The following is a 20,468-nucleotide window of genomic DNA, read 5'->3' on the forward strand; positions in this document are numbered from 1 at the left end:
GAGTCCACGATATATTATTGTGGACTTTTCTTTTTTTATAAAATTTCTAAAATTTCTACTGTGTATTTATCTCCTGGAGCTTCTACTGTAACTACATCTCCAACCTTTTTACCAGATAACGCTTTTCCAAGATCTGATTCTACACTTATAAGCATGTTTTCAGGATCTAAATCCATTGTTGTTACAAGAGTTACAACAACTTCATCATCATCTTCTACAAACTTAATTCTAGCTTTACTATTAATTCCAAGTGTTGATTTATCTGAGCTTTCATCATCTACTACTGTAGCTGTTGAAATCATAGTTAATAAGTATTGGATTCTATTATCATTTTCTCTATAGTTTGCACAAGCTTCCTTGTATTCTGCATTTTCAGATCTATCTCCATGTGCAGCAGCAACTAATTTTTCTTTAGCGATTTCAGCTCTTTTTACAGTCATTCTATATTCTAATTCATCTCTTAATTTTTTGATATTTTCTTCTGTTAGTTGATTATGCATAATAAACTAAACCTCCCCAAAAATATATTATGTTATTATTATATAATATATAGAAAAAATTTAAATGGTAAAAGAGTATTTACTTAAATAAAGGTTACTAAAATTAGATATTTAAATATTTAAAAATCTGTTTCTTATGGTAAAATGTTGATTAAATATACAAAATTTACAAAAACAAAAGGGGTAGAGGGTTTGCTTAGAAATGTTAAATTTAATATATTTCAATTGATTCTAGTATTTTTATTCTTATTTCATGGAATTATAGCAATTTTTAATAGTCAAGATCAACTTATATATTTTGTTCTTGCATCACTTATTTATGTATCTTTATTTACGTTAATTACAACCTACAGAGTTAGTAGTACTTTTTTAAAAAAACGATTATCAAGATTTTTATTTTCAATTGTTATGGGTGTCATTTCATTTTATGCATCAATTTCAATATACTTTGTAATATTGGGGTTATACATAGCTAAAACTTCTTAAATAAAATAGTATTTATGACTTTTCTTTTAGAAAATAACCTTAAAATGGAATTATATTTACTTTATTCAAAATTTTGGAGATAATATAAAGTGTAATAAAAAATATATATAATTAAGGGGTTTTGGAGGTAAATATGGTAGAAAAGGTAATTAAAAGGTTTAATGAAACTGAACAGAAAGAATTTAAAACTACAGAAGATAATTTACAATTACAAATGATGGCACTTGCAATACAAACTAAAAGAAAGTTAGAAAATGCTATAGATGAGGATATTGATTTTTCAATAAAGAGCTTAGGACATATTGATGACTTTTTAGAATCACTTCATAAAGAATATACTAAAGAAGGTTCAGATTTTGACGATGATTTACACACAGGAATATGTTTTGGAGTTGGAGCTTATATTGGAGAAACTATAAGAAATATGATAGATGTTAACTGGGCTATGGGAGGAGACGGAATACCATGCTTAGAATTTAAAAGTAATGATGGTATGTGGAATAGTTTTCCTATACGTAAAGTTGCTAAAAGGTTAAGTAATGGTGAAGAAGATAATATTCAAGGATTTGCTATTACAACATTAGAATATGCTAAAGAGTACTTATAAATATATGTATAAAAAAGCTTACCTTAAAGGTAAGCTTTTTTATTTACTCAATATAATGAAGAATATTTAAATATTGCGAATATTTACGGATATATTGAATAATATGAAAATATATGTATTATTAATATGTAAGAAATATTACTTATGAAAAATTAAATATCGGGGGAAACATATGATTAAACAAAGAAGCTTTATTACTTATTTACTATTATCAATCATTACTCTAGGAATATACTCAATAATATTTATGTACAGCTATACGAAAGACTTAAATAGAGTATGTGATGGAGTTGGAAAGCCTAGTCCAAATTACATAGTAGTAATATTATTAACAATTATAACTTGTGGAATATATTATTATGTATGGTTATATCAGATTGGTAATAGGATTAATCAAAAAGGTTATGAATATGGAGTTAATATTCAAGAAACAGGTTCAACAATAGTATTATGGAATCTATTAGGAAGTCTTTTATGTGGAATAGGAAGATTTGTTGGACAATACTTACTTATAAAAAATATGAATGTATTAGCAGAACAATATAATGCTAGATTAATATAAAAATATATAAAAGCTATATGAAGTATATAAAAAAGTATATTTCATATAGTCTTTTTTTATTTAGAAATATATAATAATATCTTTATGTGGAATAAAATGGATGGTATACTAAATATAGATGTAAAAGATTACTGTTTAATTTATAGACAATAAAAAACGTCAATTTAACAAAGCTGGAGGTATGGGGATATGGTTGAAGAAAGAAAAGATGAGATAGGAAAAGAATTTTTATTAAAAGAAGAAATTTGCATGGAAGAATTAAAAAAATTAGAAATTCAAGAAATAAATTTTTTAATTCAAACAGCACAATATTTTATAGATAATAAAAAATATGAAGAGATAGATTTTAATAAAAGGATTGAAATATTTACAAATATATTAATAGATAAGATAAAGGAATCTAATGAATTATATATTGCATACGATAAAATTACTAACTATCCTTATATAGATTCTTTTGGTAAAGCGTGGCTTTTTTCAAAAGAAGAGTTTGCTAAAAATGCTGAAGACTATTTTAGTAAGCAACTTATAATGCTTGATATGAAGAAAATAACTTCAGAAGAAATAATGAATGTATTTTATAATTGCCACCTACTAGGTATAGAAAAATTAACTGTAGATAATGGCGAGTACTATGCAGATATAAATAGAGATGATATATTACCACCACCTGATTTAAGTGATGTACCAGAAATAAATATTCCAGTTACAAATCCAAAATTGCAAAATGCGATGGTTAGATTTTTCCAAAGATTATATTCTAAAAATAATTATGAAGGGAAAGAAAGAGACCTTCAAAAATTAGAAGATAAAATGTTTGATGAAGTAATTGATGCAAAGTATTTATTACCTATGCAACTTAAAGGAGTAGATGCAGAAGATCAAAAAAAAGAAGGCGAAGTAAAATTAAATAAAGGGGCAATAATGGAATTTGCAGCTTTAGCTGATAATAATAATGAAGAGTGGGCAGCAGCATTTACTGATTGGGTTGAATTTGAAAAGGCATATGATAAAAATATATGGAAAGGTAATATTGTAACTTATGATGACTTACTTTTTATATCTAAGGAAATGAAAGGTATAGTTATAAATTATAGAGGAATACCTCTTCGTTTAAATGATCAAAATAAAAAAATAATTGAAGAATATAGAAAGCGTAGAAATAATAAAGACACGAAATTAAAAGAAGAGGTTATGGAAAAAGGAACGAAAATTATAATAGGAGAACCTAAGGAATATCCTAGTGAAATGATAGAAGCTATCAAAAAATATATGAAAAAAGAAAAAAGTATAACGAAAGCATACTTAAGACTTATGATAAAAGATAATATTCAAAGTTATTTAATAATTGTTGATTTTAATGGAAATAAAGATGTTGTATTTAGAGGAATTGCAAATATAGCAGTTAACCATTCGAATGGTATGTTTGTTGATATAGTAGATGCAAATGGATTTAAAGATACCATAAAAGATATTGAGCCATTTTATAAAAGAAAAAGATTTGGATTATTCTCTTAATGGTAGTTAATTAAAGGAATGATTTATTAAAATAGAAGGTTTAATCAGTAATGATTAAGCCTTTATTTATTTTAAAGGAAAAAATATATTTATTTTTTTAAATTATGAAAGTTTTTTGTTTTATTTACGATTATACTGATGAAGGGAGCTCTTAACAAAGGGAAGAGGGGGAAGAGAATTGGCAGAAATAAATAAAGAGAACTATATAAAGGCTTTAAGAGAAAAAAATATAGAAGCATTAGATTTTATAATGGATACATACTCTAACCTTATTTTTAAGGTAGCCTATAAAGTTTTAAATAGAAGGGAATTATCAGAAGAATGTATAAATGATGTTTTTCTAAAGGTTTGGAATAATATAGATAGATTTAATAAAGAAGATGATAAATTCAAAAATTGGATATGCACAATAACTAAATATACAGCAATTGATATGCTTAGAAGCGAGAAAAAACATAGTAATAATTTAAGTATAGAAGAAGAAGTTTTAAATTCAAAAAGTGAGTTAGAGAAAGATTTTCAAAATGATAATGATTTACTAATAATAAAAAATGAAATAAATTCTATGGATAAAATAGATAGGGAAATATTCATAAGGCGTTTTTATTATGGAGAAAAGATAAAGGCAATTAGTGAAAAGTTAGGTATGACGGATAATGCTATTAACCTAAGAATATTAAGAGGTAGAAAGAGATTAAGCGAGAAAATTAGAGAGGGGAAAATATAATGAGTAAAGAAAAAGACTATTTAGATATGATAGAAGAATTTGATGAAAATAATTTACCTGATATAGATATAAATAGCGAAGAACTTAAAAGAGTTAAGGGAAAAGTATTTAGCATAATAGAAAAGTTAAAAAATGGTAATAAATCATTAGACTTTAATATAACTCTTGATGAAGCTTTAAAACTTAAAGAAAGATTAGGAGATAATGCAGATAAGGCAATTTATGGAGTTAAAAGTGCAAAGCTTATGAGAGGTATTATGATTGAAACGATAAAGGAGAATGAAGGGCTTAAAGATGAAGATATTGTAGATGAGTTACTTAGAGATATTAATGCACATTATTGGTGGAGAGGGGGAGCAGTTTGTTATAAATTATTTTTAACTAAAGATAAACTTATAATATATTCCTTTGATTCACATTATAAAATTTTTAGTAATTATAAGCTAAGATTAGATGAAATTATAGAGGCAGGAAAAGCTGGAAAAGCAAAATGTATGATGGATGAAGATGAACAAATTATTGTGTTAAAAGATAAAGTAATATACTTTGATCCTAAATATGGAGGTAAGGAATCGGATTTATTAAGATTTATGGAATCTTTAAAAAAAGCTGGCGTTAAGGACGTAGATAGAAGTAAATTTCCTTGGAAAATTTTCCTTATGAAATGTACTTGGGTACTGTGTGCATGTGTTATAATATATTTGATTTTTATGGTATTAAATTTATAAGTTAAAACACCTCATTTAGTATTTTATAAAAGGTTATGGAAAAGAATTAAGTAATGATACAAAAAGTGAAATTCGCAAGAAAATATATAGTTTATTATATTCATTAATAGATTCATATGTTTGGTAGTAGAATATGATAATAATGAATTAAGGTTAGAAAATAAAGAAAAGTCATTAAAGCTAGTTAAGGAATTATTAAAATAGTATATTAGTTAAAAGTTGTGCTTAATAATATTTTATGAGTACAACTTTTTTATTTTTATAAATGTGAAGATTGTTATATTTTATGCCAGTATATTTATAGAATAGTATGTCCCATAAATTTAAAATAAATATATAGATAAATATATTTATTAATAAAGGGGAGTGTAAGTATGGTTAATAGAATTGTATTGAATGAAACTTCTTATCATGGAGCAGGAGCTATTAAGGAAATTGTTACAGAAGTAAAAGGAAGAGGTTTTAAGAAAGCTTTCTTATGTTCTGATCCAGATTTAGTTAAGTTTGGAGTGACAGGAAAGGTTACTTCTATATTAGATGAAGCCAATCTTAGCTATGAATTATATTCAAATATTAAAGCTAATCCAACAATAGAAAATGTAAAAAGTGGTGTAGAGGCATATAAAGAATCAGGTGCAGATTATATTATTGCAGTTGGTGGTGGATCATCAATGGATACTGCAAAAGCAATAGGAATTATTATTAATAATAAAGAATTTGAAGATGTAGTAAGTTTAGAAGGAGTTGCACCAACTAAGAATAAATGTGTTCCAATTATTGCTGTTCCAACAACAGCTGGTACAGCAGCAGAAGTAACTATAAATTATGTTATTACTGATGTTCAAAAAAATAGAAAGTTTGTATGTGTAGATACTCATGATATACCAGTAGTAGCAATTATTGATCCTGAAATGATGCAAAGTATGCCAAAAGGACTTACAGCTGCAACTGGTATGGATGCATTAACTCATGCAATAGAAGGATATATAACAGGGGCTGCATGGGAAATGACAGATATGTTCCACTTAAAGGCTATTGAATTAATTTCAAAACATTTAAGAGGAGCAGTAGAAAATACACCAGAAGGAAGAGAAGGAATGGCATTAGGTCAATATATTGCAGGAATGGGATTCTCAAATGTTGGACTTGGTATAGTTCACTCTATGGCGCATTCATTAGGTGCTGTTTATGATACACCTCATGGAGTTGCAAATGCAATTATTCTTCCAACTGTTATGGAATATAATGCAGATGAAACAGGAGATAAATATAAATATATTGCAGCTGCTATGGGAGTTGAAAACACAGAAAATATGACAGTTGAAGAATATAGAAAAGCAGCAGTAGATGCAGTTAAAAAGCTTTCAGAAGATGTAGGAATACCAGCTAATCTTAAATATATAGTTAAAAAAGAAGATATAAGATTTTTAGCTGAATCTGCTTATAATGATGCTTGTAGACCAGGAAATCCAAAAGAAACATCTGTTGAAGATATAATTAGTTTATATGAATCTTTAATGTAAAAGTAAAAAATACCTCCTTAGTGAATCGATTTCATTTAAGGGGGTATTTTTATTATATTCAATTTATTAAATTAGGCTTGTCTAGTGACTTTAAATATTTTTTTGGTGTTAAACCTTTATATTTTTTAAAAGTTTTAATAAAGTAACTTACATCATTAAATCCACAGTTTAAAGCAATTTCAGTAATAGAAAGCTCGGTTGCAAGGAGCTGTTCACAAGCAATTTCAATACGATAGTAATTTAAATATTCTATAGGTGTTTTGTTACTCATCTCATGGAAAAATCGACAAAAATATTTTGGGGACATCCCAGAAGCTCTTGATAAATCTTCAAGAGTTAAAGGATTTTGATATTCATTTTCTATCAAGGTTATAACATTTTTAAACTGAAGGAATCTCTCTTTAGTTTTTTTCGTATGGTTATCATTTTTCATATATAATTTATTTTCTAATATAGTACCAATTAGATAATATAAAGAACCTTGGGTTATAAATTCATAACCTATATTTTTAAGTCTCATAGATTCAAATAATGATGTACAACAAGTATTTAAATCTTTTATGTTTGAAGGTAATTTAGGTGCTATGACTTTATTATGATTTATAATGTCATATATTTGTTTTGTACAGGCATGATTATCCTTTAAAAATAATTTCATATCAAAAACGATACATTCATAAATACAATTATTAGGTAAACCACCATGAAATATTCCACCATGAATAAAAAGTAGATCATTCTTTCGTGCAACTATCTTGTCTTCATCAATAAACAGTATAAATTCTCCCTCTAGAATTCTAATTATCTCACACTCAGTATGCCAATGATAAGGCATGTTGTATCTAGAATGACTAGGAGTAACGTGATAAAACTCTATTGGAAAATCAAAAGTTCCATGTTGCTTATTCTCTTTATAATCAAAATATTTCATAAACCCCTCCCTGTATGAAAAGTGAATATTATTATATTTTTTGACTATTATAACACAAGAAAACGTTTATATAAATATATATAATTGAATTAAAGTTAAAATTAAACAAATAAGTTATAAATTTAATGGGAATTAGGAGGTAATCATTATGGCAAAAAATAGATTAATAGGAGAATATCCTGTAATAGGAATAAGACCAACTATTGATGGTAGAAGAGGAATACTTGATGTGAGAGGTTCTTTAGAAGAACAAACAATGAATATGGCAAAATCAGCAGCTAAACTTTTAGAAGAAAATTTAAAATATTCAAATGGAGAAAAAGTAAAGGTTGTTATATCAGATACTACAATTGGAAGAGTAGCAGAAGCTGCAGCTTGTGCCGATAAATTTAAAAGAGAAGGTGTAGATATAACACTTACAGTTACTCCATGTTGGTGCTATGGTGCAGAAACTATGGACATGGACCCTATGACTATAAAAGGGGTATGGGGATTTAATGGAACTGAAAGACCAGGAGCAGTTTATTTAGCATCAGTTTTAGCGACTCATGCTCAAAAGGGACTTCCTGCCTTTGGTATATATGGACATGATGTTCAAAATGCGGATGATACTGAAATACCAGAAGATGTAAAAGAAAAAATATTAAGATTTGGAAGAAGTGCAGTTGCAGCAGCATCTATGAGAGGAAAATCTTATCTTCAAATTGGATCAATATGTATGGGAATAGGTGGCTCTATTATAGATCCAAACTTTATAGAAGAATATTTAGGTATGAGAGTAGAATCTGTTGATGAAGTAGAAATTATAAGAAGAATGACTGAAGAAATATATGATAAAGATGAATTTGAAAGAGCTTTAAAATGGACTAAGGAAAAATGTAAAGAAGGTTTTGATAAAAATCCTGAAAATGTTCAAAAGACAAGAGAAGAAAAGGATGCTGACTGGGAATTTGTAGTTAAAATGATGTGTATTATAAAAGATTTAATGAATGGAAATGAAAAGTTACCAGATGGATGTGAAGAAGAAAAATTAGGACATAATGCAATAGCTGCAGGTTTCCAAGGACAAAGACAATGGACTGATTTTTATCCAAATTGTGATTTCCCAGAAGCATTACTTAACACTTCATTTGACTGGGATGGTGCTAGAGAACCTTATATATTAGCAACTGAAAATGATGTTTTAAATGGATTAGGTATGCTTTTTGGAAAGTTACTTACAAACAAAGCACAAATATTTGCTGATGTTAGAACTTACTGGAGTCCTGATGCAGTTAAGAAAGCTACAGGATATGAATTAGAAGGAGTAGCAAAAGAATCAGATGGATTTATACACTTAATAAATTCTGGTGCAGCTTGTCTTGATGCATGTGGCCAAGCTAAAGATGAAAACGGAAATGGAACAATGAAAGCTTGGTATGATGTTACAGAAGAAGATCAAGAAGCAATCCTTAAAGCAACTACATGGAATGCGGCTGATAACGGCTATTTTAGAGGCGGTGGATATTCTTCAAGATTCTTAACAGAAGCAGAAATGCCAGTAACAATGATGCGTTTAAATTTAGTAAAAGGACTTGGACCAGTTGTTCAATTAGTTGAAGGATATTCTGTAAAACTTCCAGATGAAGTATCAGATAAGTTATGGAAGAGAACAGATTATACTTGGCCTTGTACTTGGTTTGCTCCAAGACTTACAGGAGAAGGTGCATTTAAATCAGCTTATGATGTAATGAATAATTGGGGAGCTAATCATGGGGCTATAAGTCATGGACACATAGGTGCAGATATAATTACTTTATGTTCTATCTTAAGAATACCTGTAAGCATGCACAATGTACCAGAAGAAAAGATATTTAGACCAGCAGCATGGAATGCATTTGGAATGGATAAAGAGGGACAAGATTACAGAGCTTGTATGGCTTATGGTCCAATGTATAAATAAAAAACTTAGCAGGTGATACTATGGAAAATAAAAACTTAAAAGGTAAAGTATTAGCCTTCGATTTTGGTGGATCAAGCGGTAGGGCTATGCTTGGAAGTTTTGATGGAAAGAAAATAAATATAAAGGAAATTCATAGATTTTCAAATGACCCTGTATTTATAAATGGAACTATGTACTGGGATGTTTTAAGATTATTTTTTGAAATAAAGCAAAGTCTTATAAAAGCAAAACAGTTTGGTGAAATTGATAGTATTGGAATAGACACATGGGGAGTTGATTTTGCTCTGTTAGATAAGGATGGACAGTTAATTGAAAATCCAGTTCACTATAGGGATGAAAGAACATTTGGAATGATAGAAAAGAGTTTTGAAAAAATATCAAAGGATGAATTTTATAGTATAACCGGTAATCAATTTATGGAAATAAATACTGTATTTCAGTTATTAGCATTAAAAGAAAAGAGATCACATCTGCTTGAAAGGGCAGATGTGATGCTCCTAATGCCAGATTTATTTAATTATTTATTGACAGGTAAAATGGTTACTGAAAATTCTATAGCATCAACAACACAGTTATTTGATGCTAAAAAGAGAACTTGGTCAGATAAAGTAATAAATGATTTAGGTCTTCCAAGAAAGATATTTACTGAAATAGTTCCAAGTGGAACTTTAATAGGAGATATATCAGAAAATATATGTGAAGAGCTTAAAATAGAAAAATGCAAAGTTATTGCAGTTGCAGGACATGATACTCAAAGTGCATTAGTATCTGTTCCAACTACAGAAAAAGATTTTGTATTCTTAAGTTGTGGAACATGGTCTTTACTTGGAACAGAACTTGATGATCCAATTATTAATGAGAAATCAAGTAAGTATAATATTACAAATGAAGGTGGGTATGAAAATAAAGCATCATTCCTTAAAAATATTATTGGCTTGTGGTTAATTCAAGAAAGTAAGAGGCAATGGGAAAGGGAAGGAAAAGATTATAATTTCTCAACTTTAGAAGAAATGGCAAGAGAGTCTAAACCTTTCAAATGCTTTATAGATCCAGATGATCCTATATTTGTACAAGCTGGAGATATTCCTAGTAGAATAAGGGATTATTGTTTAAAAACTAATCAAGAAGTTCCTAAAAGTGATGGAGAAGTTGTTAGATGTATAAATGAAAGTTTAGCTATGAAGTATAGATATTCTTTAGAAGAGATAAAGGATTGCACTAATAAAAACTATGAAGCTATTTATATGCTTGGTGGTGGAACTCAAAGCAAATTATTATGTCAGATGACTGCAAATGCATGCAATTCTAAAGTTTCAGCAGGACCTATTGAGGCAACTGTTTATGGAAATATAGCAATACAACTTATGGCCACAAGGAAAATAGAGAATTTATATAAGGCACGTGAAATTATAAAAAATTCTAATGATATGAATTATTACGAACCTCAAAATTACGAATTATGGGATAGTGAATATGAAAGATTTAAAAATGTAATTAAATCTAGGGAGGTAATAAAATGTTAAAAGGAATACCACAAATATTATCACCAGAATTACTTAAAGTATTATGTGAAATGGGACATAGTGATCAAATAGTAATTGCAGATGGAAATTTTCCAACAGAGAGTATGGGAAAAGAATGTATAGTTATTAGATGTGATGGTCATGGAATACCAGAATTATTAGATGCAATATTAGAAGTATTTCCACTTGATACTTATGTTGAAAACCCAGTAAATTTAATGGAAGTTATGAAAGGTGATAATGTTAAGACTCCTATTTGGGATGAATATAAAAATATTATAGAAAAACACGATGATCGTGGAAGTAATACAGTTTCAACTATAGAAAGATTTAAATTTTATGAAGAGGCAAAAAAGGCTTATGCAATAATTGCAACAGGAGAAAAAGCTTTATATGCAAACGTTATACTACAAAAAGGTGTAGTAATTTAGTGAAGGACATAGCTTGGAGGTAATTATAATGGAAAATACAAATAAATTAAAATACATGGAAATAAGAGAGCAAATATGTGATGTATGCCACAAAATGTGGCAATTAGGTTGGGTAGCAGCAAATGATGGGAATGTAACAGTAAAGTTAGAAGACGGTACATTTTTAGCAACACCAACTGGAATTAGTAAAAGTTTTATAACACCAGAAAAGTTAGTCCATATTGATGAAAATGGGGAAGTGCTTGATGGACCAGAAGGTGCAAAACCTTCTTCAGAAATAAAAATGCACTTAAGATGCTATAAAGAAAGAGAAGATGTTGGAGCCGTTGTTCACGCACATCCACCAACTGCAACAGGATTTGCAGTAGCTCATCTTGATTTAGACAGATACACAATGATAGAAACTGTAATTGCAATTGGTTCAATTCCAATAACTCCTTATGGAACACCATCAACTTATGAAGTTCCAGATTCAATAGCACCATATCTTCAAGAACATGATGTTTTATTATTAGAAAATCATGGAGCATTAACAGTTGGAGCTGATTTAATAACAGCTTATTATAGAATGGAAACATTAGAGTTATACGCAAAAATAAGTTTAACAGCACATCTTTTAGGTGGAGAAAAAGAAATATCAAGAAAAAATATTGATAGATTAATAGGTATGAGAAAAGATTATGGAGTAAGTGGAAGACACCCTGGATTTAAGCGATATAGAAAAGAAGAATAAGTATTAGAGGAGTGTTTATTGTGGAGAAAATGAGTAATATTGACCAAACATCTATTGTACCTAAGAGATATAGAATGCATTTTATAATGCTTATATCATGTTTTGTACTTTGGGGTCTTTTAAATAATATGACTGATAACCTTGTTCCTGCATTTGGGAAAATATTCATGTTAGAAGCTGCTGATTCATCTTTAGTTCAAGTAGCTTTCTATGGATCATATGCCGTACTTGCATTACCTGCTGCAATCCTTATTAAAAAATATTCATATAGAAATGGAGTATTAGTAGGACTTGGATTATATATAATTGGAGCTATGGGATATATACCAGCTGCAATGCTACAAAACTTTAATTTATTCTTAGTATCAGTTTTCATTTTAGCTGGTGGACTTTCAATATTAGAAACTACTTGTAATCCATATGTAATCTCTTTAGGAAGTGAAGAGACAAGCGTTCGTCGTTTAAACTTAGCACAAGCATTTAATCCTATTGGTTCATTAACAGGTATTATAATGGCTAAATATTTAATATTAGGAAATTTAAATCCAGCAACTTATGAAGAGAGAGTTGCAATGGGACCAGATGCTTTAAGTAAAATACAAAATAATGAATTAATATGGGTATGTGTACCATATGTTAGTTTAGTTGTTATAGCTATAATAATATGGTGTTTCTTTAAGAGAAGTAAAGGCTCAGAAAAAGATAATTCAGGAGAACTTAATATAGTTGAATCAATAAAGAAACTAGTAAAAATTCCACGTTATGCTTTTGGAGTAGTTGCACAATTCTTCTACGTTGGAGTTCAAATAGCTGTTTGGACTTGGACTATAAAATATGTAATGGTTACTGTTGGGATAGATGAAGCATCTGCTGCTAAATATTATCTTATTGCTATGGTTGGATTTATAGTATGTCGTTGGATATGTACAGCACTTATGAAATATATAGAACCAGCTGTTATGATGGCTATATTTGCAGTACTTGGAATACTATGTAGCTTAGGAACAATATTCTTACCTACAAGTGTATCTGTTTGGTGCTTAGTTTTAATTTCAGCATGTATGTCATTAATGTTCCCAACAATTTATGGTATAGCACTTGAAGGCTTAGGTAAAGAAGTAAAAGTTGGTGCGGCAGGTCTTATAATGGCTATATTAGGTGGTGCAGTAATAACACCTATAATGGGAGGATTCATTGACAGTGGAAGATTATCAAGTTTAGTTACATCATATCAAGGTGCAGAAGCTGCAGTTCGTTCAGCATTCTTCATACCAGTAGTTTGTTTTGCAGTTGTTCTTATTTACTCATTATGCTTTAGAAAGAAAAAAGCAGCATAAATTTTTAAAATTATATATTTATATAAAGTGCAATTTGTTATAATTGCACTTTTTTATTGTATTTGGAAAACCACTTGCTATGCAAGTGTGTTCAGATAAGCTTTAGCGATGTATTACGCAAAAAAACCTCCATTTGTTAAAATAGAATTAGGTTCGCAGCCAAATTCAATAACAAAAGGAGGCATCCATAATGGATAGTAATAGTTTATCACATACAAAATGGAATTGTAAATATCACATAGTTTTTGCGCCAAAATACAGGAGAAAAGAGATATATGGAGAAAAGAAAGTTGAGATTGGAAAGATATTAAGACAACTTTGTGAATGGAAGGGTGTTGAGATAATCGAAGCGCATGCTTGCGTTGATCACATACATATGTTGGTTGAGATTCCACCTAAAATTAGTGTATCAAGTTTTGTGGGTTTTTTAAAAGGTAAAAGTAGCTTGATGATTTTTGAGAGATTTTCTAATTTAAAATATAAATATGGAAGCAGGCATTTTTGGTGTAGAGGTTTTTATGTTGATACAGTAGGAAGAAATAAAAAAGCGATTGAAGAATATATAAGAAACCAAGAAAGAGAAGATATGATAGCAGATCAGATAAGTATAAAAGAATATATTGACCCTTTCAAGGGTAGCAAGTAACAGAAAACATGCGGCTGGCGGACCTTTTTAGCGTCTTAAGACGCAATTGCAAGTAAGGTGCCCTTATAGGGCTTAGGAAATACCACCAGCTAAGCTGGTGGATTTTTATTGTTTTATAGAATTCTTAGAAATATTTATAGAAAAATAAAGTATATTTTTAGTTGGATGAGTATATATGTAAAAGACTATAAATTTTAATATTTTATTTATGAAATTTATTGCATGCTAAAGGAGTGTTTTTATGTATGGGATTATAGAAAAAATAGTTGATGAAATGAAGGAGAAAATAATTGATTATAGAAGAGATTTTCATAAATACCCAGAGCTTGCTTGGACAGAGTTTAGAACTGCTTCATTAATTGGGAAAACATTAATAGATAATGGATACAAAATTAAAGTTGGAAAAGAAATTATAAATGATAAGTATAGGATGAACATTCCTTCTAGATATGAATTAGAAGAAAATTATAAAAGAGCTATAAAGCAAGGTGCATACGAAAATATATGTAAATTAATGAATGGTGGATACACGGCAGTTGTTGGGATTTTAGAAAATGGAGAAGGTCCAACTATATCATTAAGATTTGATATGGATGGAGTTAGAATAAAAGAAAGTGATAGTTATAATCATAGACCATGTTCTGAAGGTTTTTCATCAGTAAATGATGGTGTAACCCATGCTTGTGGTCATGATGGACATATAGCTATAGGTCTTGGAGTTGCAGAAATAATTTCAAAGATGAAAAAACATTTTAAAGGAACAATCAAACTTATATTTCAACCAGCAGAAGAAGGAGTAAGTGGAGCAAGAGCTATAGCAGAGACTAGTTTATTAGATGATGTAGACTATATAATTAGTGGACACATAGGAATAAAGGCAAGAAAATCAGGAGAAATAATTTGTGGTACAAATGGATTTCTAGCAACATCAAAAATTAATGCTGAGTTTAAAGGAAAATCATCTCATGCAGGGGTAGCACCAGAGAAAGGTCATAATGCTCTTTTATCAGCTGCAACAGCAGTATTAAACTTAGATGCTATACCGAGAAGTGGCAAAGGTGATACGAGAATAAATGTTGGTAAATTAATAGCTGGTAGTGGAAGAAATGTAATTCCAGGAAGAGCATTTATGGAGATAGAAACTAGAGGAGAGACTACTGAATTAAATAGATATATGGAAGTATATGCAAAAAGAATATTAAAAGCTTCAGCAGAAATGCATGATACTCATGTTGATATAAACTGTGTAGGAAAATCTATAAGTGCAGAAAGTGATAGAGAATTAATAAAATTAATTAAAAATATTGCAAGTAATATAAAAAGTTATAATGATATTAAAGATGTTGAAAGTTTTGGAGCAAGTGAAGATATGTGTTATATGATGAATAAAGTTCAAATACATGGAGGAAAAGCATCGTATATTATGTTTGGAAGTAATTTAGAGGCTGAACATCATTCACCAATGTTTGATTTTAATGAAGATGATATGATAAGTGCAGTAAAATTATATATTGGACTTATAGTGAATTTATCTATTAATAATAAAAAAAGTTAATTATATTTAGTTAAAGTACCGTATTTTTATATATAAAGTATGGTACTTTTTATATATTTTATAATTGTAACTAACAGGATGTAATGATATTATAAAAATAATTGTGTAAACATAGTATTTATTTTAGATAATAAATAAGGAGAAATAATATGAAGCTTAGAAAATCAGTTAATGAAGATATTAATAACATAATGCAAATTATAGATGAAGCTAAAGAAGCTTTAAAAGAACAAGGAATTGATCAGTGGCAGAATGGATACCCTAATGCTGATGTTATAAGAAATGATATTTTAAATAATGATAGTTATGTTTTTATAAAAAATAATGAAATTGTAGCTACTTCAGCAGTTTCATTTGATGGAGAAAAGACTTATGATAAAATCTATGATGGAAACTGGGTTAGTAATGATGAATTTGCAGTTATCCATAGAATTGCAATAACTAGTAAGTATAAGGGAACAGGTATAGCATCTGAAATTATAAAAATGATAGAAGCTATGTGTTTAGATAAAGATATTCATAGTATTAAAGTTGATACTCATGAATTTAATATACCTATGCAAAAATTACTTAAGAAGAATGATTTTAAATATTGTGGTGTTATATATTTAGAAGATAAGAGTAAAAGAGTAGCTTTTGAAAAAATATTTTAAAAGTTTAAATTTACATAAACTAAAAAAGAAAGAGAGAAAATGATGGATAAACAATTAATAGATGTAGTATTTATAAATAACTTAGGAGCAGAAGAGCTTTTAAATGAATTATATGGAAAGAAGTTAAATTCAAAAAAGACTATATTAGAATATATAGAACTTACAAGTGTATTTAAGCAAGAAGATGTAGAACCTGAAAAGATACAAGAGACATACAATTATATTTATAACAGCATAGAAAGTATAGGAAGCACAATTAAGCCTAACACAATGATGCATTTAAAAAATCAACTTAAAAGTAAGCTTGGTAAATTAGTTAAAGATAAAGATCCTAAGAAAGAAAGTACTTTTATTAAATTCTTTAAAGAAGCATATCCTGCAAAGGAAAGAAGAAAGAGCTTTACGTTTGCCCTTATGGATATAAATAATATAAAAGATGATCAAATATGGACTACATTAACTTATATAAATAGAGAAATATTAAAAAACAATCTTAAATTATCTAATGCAGAGACAAAAGATATAATAGAAATGATAAATAAGTTAATAAGCAAGCAAAATATTAAGTATATAAATCAAGTAAAAAGTATGGAAAAGTTAACTAATGCATTAAAAATAAAAATAGTTAATAAAAAAGGCAGTTTTAAAGTAGAGAAGAGATAAAACCTATAATAAAAAATAATTTTTTTATTGGAGGAAGAAAATGAATTTTATTGCAATAGATTTTGAGACTGCTAATGAGAAAAGAAATAGTCCGTGTTCTATAGGTATAGTTGTTGTTAAAAATGGAGAAGTAATTGAGAAAGTACATCATTTAATAAAGCCAAAGGAAATGAGATTTATGCCAATAAACATTGGTATTCATGGAATAAGACCTAAAATGGTTGAAAATGAATTAGAATTTGATAAGATATGGGAAAAAATAAAGCATTATTTTGATAATAACCTAATAATAGCCCATAATGCTGCATTTGATATATCTGTTTTAAGAAATACTTTGGCTTTATATAAGATTGAAGCTCCAAATTTTAATTATATATGTACCATGAAACTTGCAAAGAATTTTTATAGAGGGATTAGTAACTCTAAATTAAATACAGTAAATAAATTTTTAGGCTATAAATTTAAGCACCATGATGCTTTAGCTGATGCACTTGCGTGTAGTAATATACTTCTAAATATATCAGAAGAATTAGAAAGTAAGGATATTAGTTACATATCAAGTTCTTTAGGAGTAACTCTTGGAAGTGTAGACTGTAATGGGTACAAGCCTTCTTCAAGTAAAGGAAGAATTTTAAAAATATCAAGTAGAGAACCCGTAGAAGATGAGTTTGATATATTTAAAAATTTAAATAGTGGTGCATTTGATAATGAGGTAGTTGTATTTACCGGTGGACTATCCTCTATGACAAGAGTTGAAGCTATGATGTTAGTTAGAAAACTTGGAGGAAGTGTAGGTAGTTCAGTAACTAAAAAAACAACATATGTAGTAACTAATATGAAAAATATTAAAGATTTAACTATAGATGAAATGAGTACAAAGCTTAGAAAAGCAACAACTTTAATTAATAAAGGACAGAATATAAAAGTTTTAAATGAAGAAGAATTTTTAGAAATGATAAAAAAAGCTAATTAGGCTTAGTATATTGATAAAATTATTTCTTTTAATAAATATAAGTAAAAAATACATGCTTTAATTAGCATGTATTTTTTTATAATTAACTTTTCTAAAGTACATATACTATTTGTATAAAATTTTAGGAGAAGTATTATGAGAAAAATATTAGTACCACAAAAAGCTAAAGTAACTCCAAAGGAAGTACTAGAAGAGATTAGCAAATTTAATTACATTAATAAAAGTCCATATAGCCTAAGTTATTATAATGTTCCAAATGTCACTTGGGATTATAAGCCTGAGGGAAGTCTTAGAATTTCAGATCATTGGAATTTTATATCCCATGGTGAGAAACATTGTATCTTAGAAGGAGTAGAAGAGAAAGTAGAAAATAATTGGATGTTAGCTAAATATATAGATGGAAAGTATCATGTATTAAAAGAATTTGGAGAAAATGTTTCAGGCTATAGGTTTACGGAAATAAATAAAAATGAATTAGAGCTACTTAAAGATTTATATAATTTAGGTGGCATAGTTAATTCTAAAGAATGGCATAAAAAACATAAGGAAAAGACTTATACAATAAAAGAAACACATATAAAAAATAGGAAGAAAGTATTAAGAGATATTAATCCTGATAAATTAAAGGAATTTAAAGAAAAAAATAAGAAGGTTAAGAAAATAGCTTATATTAGAGAAGTGGATTTACATAATATAAAATTAGCATTAAGTTTATATGAAGCAAGTAGAGAATTTGATGAGTTATGTAAAAGTAAAGAGGGAATCAGTGAATTAATAAATACATATAAAGGATATAGACTCAGCGCAGGAGAGATTGAATCTTTTGAAGAGAAGTACATCTTAGTATTAGATAATAAAATGGCTATTGATTTTAGCGTAGAATATTTAGAAGAGATAAGTAACACCATTTTTAAATGAATTATATTATAAATTAATAGTATTTTTTAGGAGTTATAAATGGAGGATAGAAAAGATAAAAACAGATATATGACAACAAATGAAGGGGAGCCGATTTATAATGACACTAACGTATTAACAGTAGGGGAAAATGGTCCTATATTATTAAAAGACCAACAATTCATAGATAAAATAGCACATATAACAAGAGAAAGAATGCCTCCAAGAGTTGTTCATGCAAAAGGTTCTGGTGCAAAAGGACATTTTAAAGTTTTTAATAGTATGAAAAAGTATACTAAAGCTGATGTATTTACTGATACAAGTTGTGAGACAAAAGTATTAGTAAGATTCTCTTTAGTTGGAGGGGAAATTGGATCCCCAGAGACAGCAAGAGATGGTAGGGGCTTCGCAGTTAAGTTTTATACAAAAGAAGGTAACTATGATATAGTTGGTTTAGATTTTCCAGTATTTTTTATTAAGGATGCAATAAGATTTCCAGATTTAGTACATGCATTTAAAAATGCTCCTGCAACTAATCTTCCAGATTTAAATATGTTCTGGGACTTTATTGCAAGTGCTCCGGAATCTACTCAAGTTGTTTTACATTTATTTAGCGATAGAGGAACACGTAAAAGTTATATAAAGATGCCTGGATATGGGATAAACACATATCAATGGGTAAACAAGTTAGGGGAGAGATTTTACATTAAATATCACTGGAAGCCACTTGCAGGAGATGAGACAATTTCAGCTGAAGAAGCTATAAGATTAGCAGGAGAAAATCCAAATGTTGCAACACAAGAACTTTATGATACATTAAATAGTGGAAAGAAAGTAGAATATGATTTATATGTTCAAATAATGAGACCTTCGGAAGGAAAGACATTACCATTTAATCCATTAGATCCAACCAAAAAGTGGCCTGAAGAAGATTTTCCATTGAAATTAGTTGGAAGATTAACATTAACAGACGGACCAGATAATTTTTATGAAGAAATAGAACAAGCTGCATTTAGTCCATCTAATTTAGTGCCTGGAATAGAAGTATCCAACGATAAATTATTACAGGGTAGACTATTTGCATATCATGATGCTCAAAGATATAGAATAGGAACTAATTTTCAGCAGCTTCCTATAAATAGACCTATTAAAAAAGTAATAAACAATGAACGTGATGGACAGATGCAATTTGAAAAGCATAAAGGAATAGCATATAGTCCTAATATATTAAATAATAATCAGCCAAGAGTTACACCTGAGAAGTATCCTACTTGTGGGGAATATGTTGAAGGACATGAGGTAAGAAAGCCTATAAGCAACAGGAAAGAAGATGATTTCACTCAAGCTGGACGATTCTTTAGATCTCTTTCAAAGAGAGAACGTGAGACTATAATAAAGAATTTAGTAGATGGATTAACTGGTATTGATGAAAGAATATTAGATGTTGTTTTAGGGTATTTTACTAAGGCTGATAAATTCTTAGGACAAATATTAAAAAATGAATTAAAAAAGAAATGTTAAATATTAAGCTAA

General features: G+C 28.5%; 21 protein-coding genes. 19 read left to right on the forward strand and 2 right to left on the reverse strand.

Annotated elements, in window-relative coordinates; translation table 11 throughout:
• Positions 1-35: 35 nt before the first annotated feature.
• Positions 36-500 carry a GreA/GreB family elongation factor gene (locus tag ACZ5TJ_RS04395; RefSeq protein WP_464201576.1) on the reverse strand — a complete coding sequence of 155 codons (465 nt, stop codon included), beginning with the start codon at positions 498-500 and terminating at the stop codon, positions 36-38.
• A 192-nt stretch (positions 501-692) separates the two neighbouring features.
• Between ACZ5TJ_RS04395 and ACZ5TJ_RS04400 the strand changes: the two genes are divergently transcribed.
• The 7 genes from ACZ5TJ_RS04400 to fucO all read left to right on the forward strand — a co-directional run bounded on the left by ACZ5TJ_RS04400 (position 693) and on the right by fucO (position 6,651).
• Positions 693-986 (forward strand): hypothetical protein, encoded by a 294-nt coding sequence (locus ACZ5TJ_RS04400; protein ID WP_464201578.1) that lies wholly within the window; start codon positions 693-695, stop codon positions 984-986.
• A gap of 133 nt (positions 987-1,119) precedes the next feature.
• Entirely contained in the window at positions 1,120-1,593 is a 474-nt protein-coding gene (locus ACZ5TJ_RS04405) for a hypothetical protein (protein WP_464201580.1), read from the forward strand.
• A gap of 172 nt (positions 1,594-1,765) precedes the next feature.
• On the forward strand, positions 1,766-2,155 hold the full coding sequence (locus tag ACZ5TJ_RS04410; protein ID WP_464201581.1) for a DUF4234 domain-containing protein: 390 nt from the start codon (positions 1,766-1,768) through the stop codon (positions 2,153-2,155).
• 189 nt (positions 2,156-2,344) lie between these two features.
• On the forward strand, positions 2,345-3,673 hold the full coding sequence (locus ACZ5TJ_RS04415; protein WP_464201582.1) for an enhanced serine sensitivity protein SseB: 1,329 nt from the start codon (positions 2,345-2,347) through the stop codon (positions 3,671-3,673).
• Between the two features lie 178 nt (positions 3,674-3,851).
• Positions 3,852-4,400, forward strand: coding sequence for a sigma-70 family RNA polymerase sigma factor (locus ACZ5TJ_RS04420; protein WP_464201584.1), 549 nt, complete (start codon positions 3,852-3,854; stop codon positions 4,398-4,400).
• The gene (locus ACZ5TJ_RS04425) at positions 4,400-5,128 is read left to right on the forward strand and encodes a hypothetical protein (RefSeq protein WP_464201585.1); all 729 of its coding nucleotides are present in this window, start codon (positions 4,400-4,402) and stop codon (positions 5,126-5,128) included. Before ACZ5TJ_RS04420 ends, ACZ5TJ_RS04425 begins: the two co-directional genes overlap by 1 nt.
• 374 nt (positions 5,129-5,502) lie before the next feature.
• Positions 5,503-6,651, forward strand: a complete 1,149-nt coding sequence (fucO, locus tag ACZ5TJ_RS04430; protein ID WP_464201586.1) for a lactaldehyde reductase — start codon at positions 5,503-5,505, stop codon at positions 6,649-6,651.
• Positions 6,652-6,709: 58 nt separating this feature from the next.
• On the opposite strand, the gene ACZ5TJ_RS04435 is transcribed toward fucO, so the two are convergent.
• Positions 6,710-7,582, reverse strand: coding sequence for an AraC family transcriptional regulator (locus ACZ5TJ_RS04435; RefSeq protein ID WP_464201587.1), 873 nt, complete (start codon positions 7,580-7,582; stop codon positions 6,710-6,712).
• A 148-nt stretch (positions 7,583-7,730) separates the two neighbouring features.
• Here ACZ5TJ_RS04435 and ACZ5TJ_RS04440 point away from each other — a divergent pair, with 148 nt between their 5' ends.
• From ACZ5TJ_RS04440 to ACZ5TJ_RS04495, 12 genes are all read left to right on the forward strand, one after another.
• Complete coding sequence (locus ACZ5TJ_RS04440) at positions 7,731-9,524, forward strand: L-fucose isomerase (RefSeq protein ID WP_464201588.1); 1,794 nt, start codon at positions 7,731-7,733, stop codon at positions 9,522-9,524.
• Between the two features lie 20 nt (positions 9,525-9,544).
• Positions 9,545-11,047: a rhamnulokinase gene (locus tag ACZ5TJ_RS04445; protein ID WP_464201589.1), complete on the forward strand. Its 1,503-nt coding sequence runs from the start codon at positions 9,545-9,547 to the stop codon at positions 11,045-11,047.
• Positions 11,041-11,478 (forward strand): RbsD/FucU family protein, encoded by a 438-nt coding sequence (locus ACZ5TJ_RS04450; protein WP_464201590.1) that lies wholly within the window; start codon positions 11,041-11,043, stop codon positions 11,476-11,478. The genes ACZ5TJ_RS04445 and ACZ5TJ_RS04450 overlap by 7 nt, the downstream gene beginning before the upstream one ends.
• 28 nt (positions 11,479-11,506) lie before the next feature.
• Positions 11,507-12,211 (forward strand): class II aldolase/adducin family protein, encoded by a 705-nt coding sequence (locus ACZ5TJ_RS04455; protein ID WP_224167782.1) that lies wholly within the window; start codon positions 11,507-11,509, stop codon positions 12,209-12,211.
• Between the two features lie 29 nt (positions 12,212-12,240).
• A complete protein-coding gene (gene fucP, locus ACZ5TJ_RS04460; protein WP_320683123.1) occupies positions 12,241-13,548 on the forward strand; it encodes an L-fucose:H+ symporter permease in 1,308 nt (435 codons plus the stop codon).
• Between the two features lie 190 nt (positions 13,549-13,738).
• Positions 13,739-14,194, forward strand: coding sequence for an IS200/IS605 family transposase (tnpA, locus tag ACZ5TJ_RS04465; RefSeq protein ID WP_464200147.1), 456 nt, complete (start codon positions 13,739-13,741; stop codon positions 14,192-14,194).
• A gap of 241 nt (positions 14,195-14,435) precedes the next feature.
• Positions 14,436-15,749: an amidohydrolase gene (locus tag ACZ5TJ_RS04470; protein WP_464201591.1), complete on the forward strand. Its 1,314-nt coding sequence runs from the start codon at positions 14,436-14,438 to the stop codon at positions 15,747-15,749.
• A 149-nt stretch (positions 15,750-15,898) separates the two neighbouring features.
• Positions 15,899-16,402 carry a GNAT family N-acetyltransferase gene (locus ACZ5TJ_RS04475; protein WP_464201593.1) on the forward strand — a complete coding sequence of 168 codons (504 nt, stop codon included), beginning with the start codon at positions 15,899-15,901 and terminating at the stop codon, positions 16,400-16,402.
• 42 nt (positions 16,403-16,444) lie between these two features.
• Positions 16,445-17,065, forward strand: a complete 621-nt coding sequence (locus ACZ5TJ_RS04480; protein WP_464202273.1) for a hypothetical protein — start codon at positions 16,445-16,447, stop codon at positions 17,063-17,065.
• 40 nt (positions 17,066-17,105) lie between these two features.
• Positions 17,106-18,038, forward strand: a complete 933-nt coding sequence (locus tag ACZ5TJ_RS04485; protein ID WP_464201595.1) for an exonuclease domain-containing protein — start codon at positions 17,106-17,108, stop codon at positions 18,036-18,038.
• Positions 18,039-18,173: 135 nt separating this feature from the next.
• Positions 18,174-18,956 (forward strand): hypothetical protein, encoded by a 783-nt coding sequence (locus tag ACZ5TJ_RS04490; RefSeq protein ID WP_464201596.1) that lies wholly within the window; start codon positions 18,174-18,176, stop codon positions 18,954-18,956.
• A gap of 39 nt (positions 18,957-18,995) precedes the next feature.
• Entirely contained in the window at positions 18,996-20,456 is a 1,461-nt protein-coding gene (locus ACZ5TJ_RS04495) for a catalase (protein ID WP_464201598.1), read from the forward strand.
• Positions 20,457-20,468 lie beyond the last annotated feature (12 nt).

Source organism: Clostridium budayi (assembly GCF_055396605.1).

Excerpts from the sequence above, each read along its gene's own strand:
- ACZ5TJ_RS04395 (WP_464201576.1), bottom strand. The coding sequence starts at position 500 with ATGCATAATCAACTAACAGAAGAAAATATCAAAAAATTAAGAGATGAA.
- ACZ5TJ_RS04405 (WP_464201580.1), top strand. The coding sequence starts at position 1,120 with ATGGTAGAAAAGGTAATTAAAAGGTTTAATGAAACTGAACAGAAAGAA.
- ACZ5TJ_RS04410 (WP_464201581.1), top strand. The coding sequence starts at position 1,766 with ATGATTAAACAAAGAAGCTTTATTACTTATTTACTATTATCAATCATT.
- ACZ5TJ_RS04415 (WP_464201582.1), top strand. The coding sequence starts at position 2,345 with ATGGTTGAAGAAAGAAAAGATGAGATAGGAAAAGAATTTTTATTAAAA.
- ACZ5TJ_RS04425 (WP_464201585.1), top strand. The coding sequence starts at position 4,400 with ATGAGTAAAGAAAAAGACTATTTAGATATGATAGAAGAATTTGATGAA.
- fucO (WP_464201586.1), top strand. The coding sequence starts at position 5,503 with ATGGTTAATAGAATTGTATTGAATGAAACTTCTTATCATGGAGCAGGA.
- ACZ5TJ_RS04435 (WP_464201587.1), bottom strand. The coding sequence starts at position 7,582 with ATGAAATATTTTGATTATAAAGAGAATAAGCAACATGGAACTTTTGAT.
- ACZ5TJ_RS04440 (WP_464201588.1), top strand. The coding sequence starts at position 7,731 with ATGGCAAAAAATAGATTAATAGGAGAATATCCTGTAATAGGAATAAGA.
- ACZ5TJ_RS04445 (WP_464201589.1), top strand. The coding sequence starts at position 9,545 with ATGGAAAATAAAAACTTAAAAGGTAAAGTATTAGCCTTCGATTTTGGT.
- ACZ5TJ_RS04450 (WP_464201590.1), top strand. The coding sequence starts at position 11,041 with ATGTTAAAAGGAATACCACAAATATTATCACCAGAATTACTTAAAGTA.
- ACZ5TJ_RS04455 (WP_224167782.1), top strand. The coding sequence starts at position 11,507 with ATGGAAAATACAAATAAATTAAAATACATGGAAATAAGAGAGCAAATA.
- fucP (WP_320683123.1), top strand. The coding sequence starts at position 12,241 with ATGAGTAATATTGACCAAACATCTATTGTACCTAAGAGATATAGAATG.
- tnpA (WP_464200147.1), top strand. The coding sequence starts at position 13,739 with ATGGATAGTAATAGTTTATCACATACAAAATGGAATTGTAAATATCAC.
- ACZ5TJ_RS04470 (WP_464201591.1), top strand. The coding sequence starts at position 14,436 with ATGTATGGGATTATAGAAAAAATAGTTGATGAAATGAAGGAGAAAATA.
- ACZ5TJ_RS04475 (WP_464201593.1), top strand. The coding sequence starts at position 15,899 with ATGAAGCTTAGAAAATCAGTTAATGAAGATATTAATAACATAATGCAA.
- ACZ5TJ_RS04480 (WP_464202273.1), top strand. The coding sequence starts at position 16,445 with ATGGATAAACAATTAATAGATGTAGTATTTATAAATAACTTAGGAGCA.
- ACZ5TJ_RS04485 (WP_464201595.1), top strand. The coding sequence starts at position 17,106 with ATGAATTTTATTGCAATAGATTTTGAGACTGCTAATGAGAAAAGAAAT.
- ACZ5TJ_RS04490 (WP_464201596.1), top strand. The coding sequence starts at position 18,174 with ATGAGAAAAATATTAGTACCACAAAAAGCTAAAGTAACTCCAAAGGAA.
- ACZ5TJ_RS04495 (WP_464201598.1), top strand. The coding sequence starts at position 18,996 with ATGGAGGATAGAAAAGATAAAAACAGATATATGACAACAAATGAAGGG.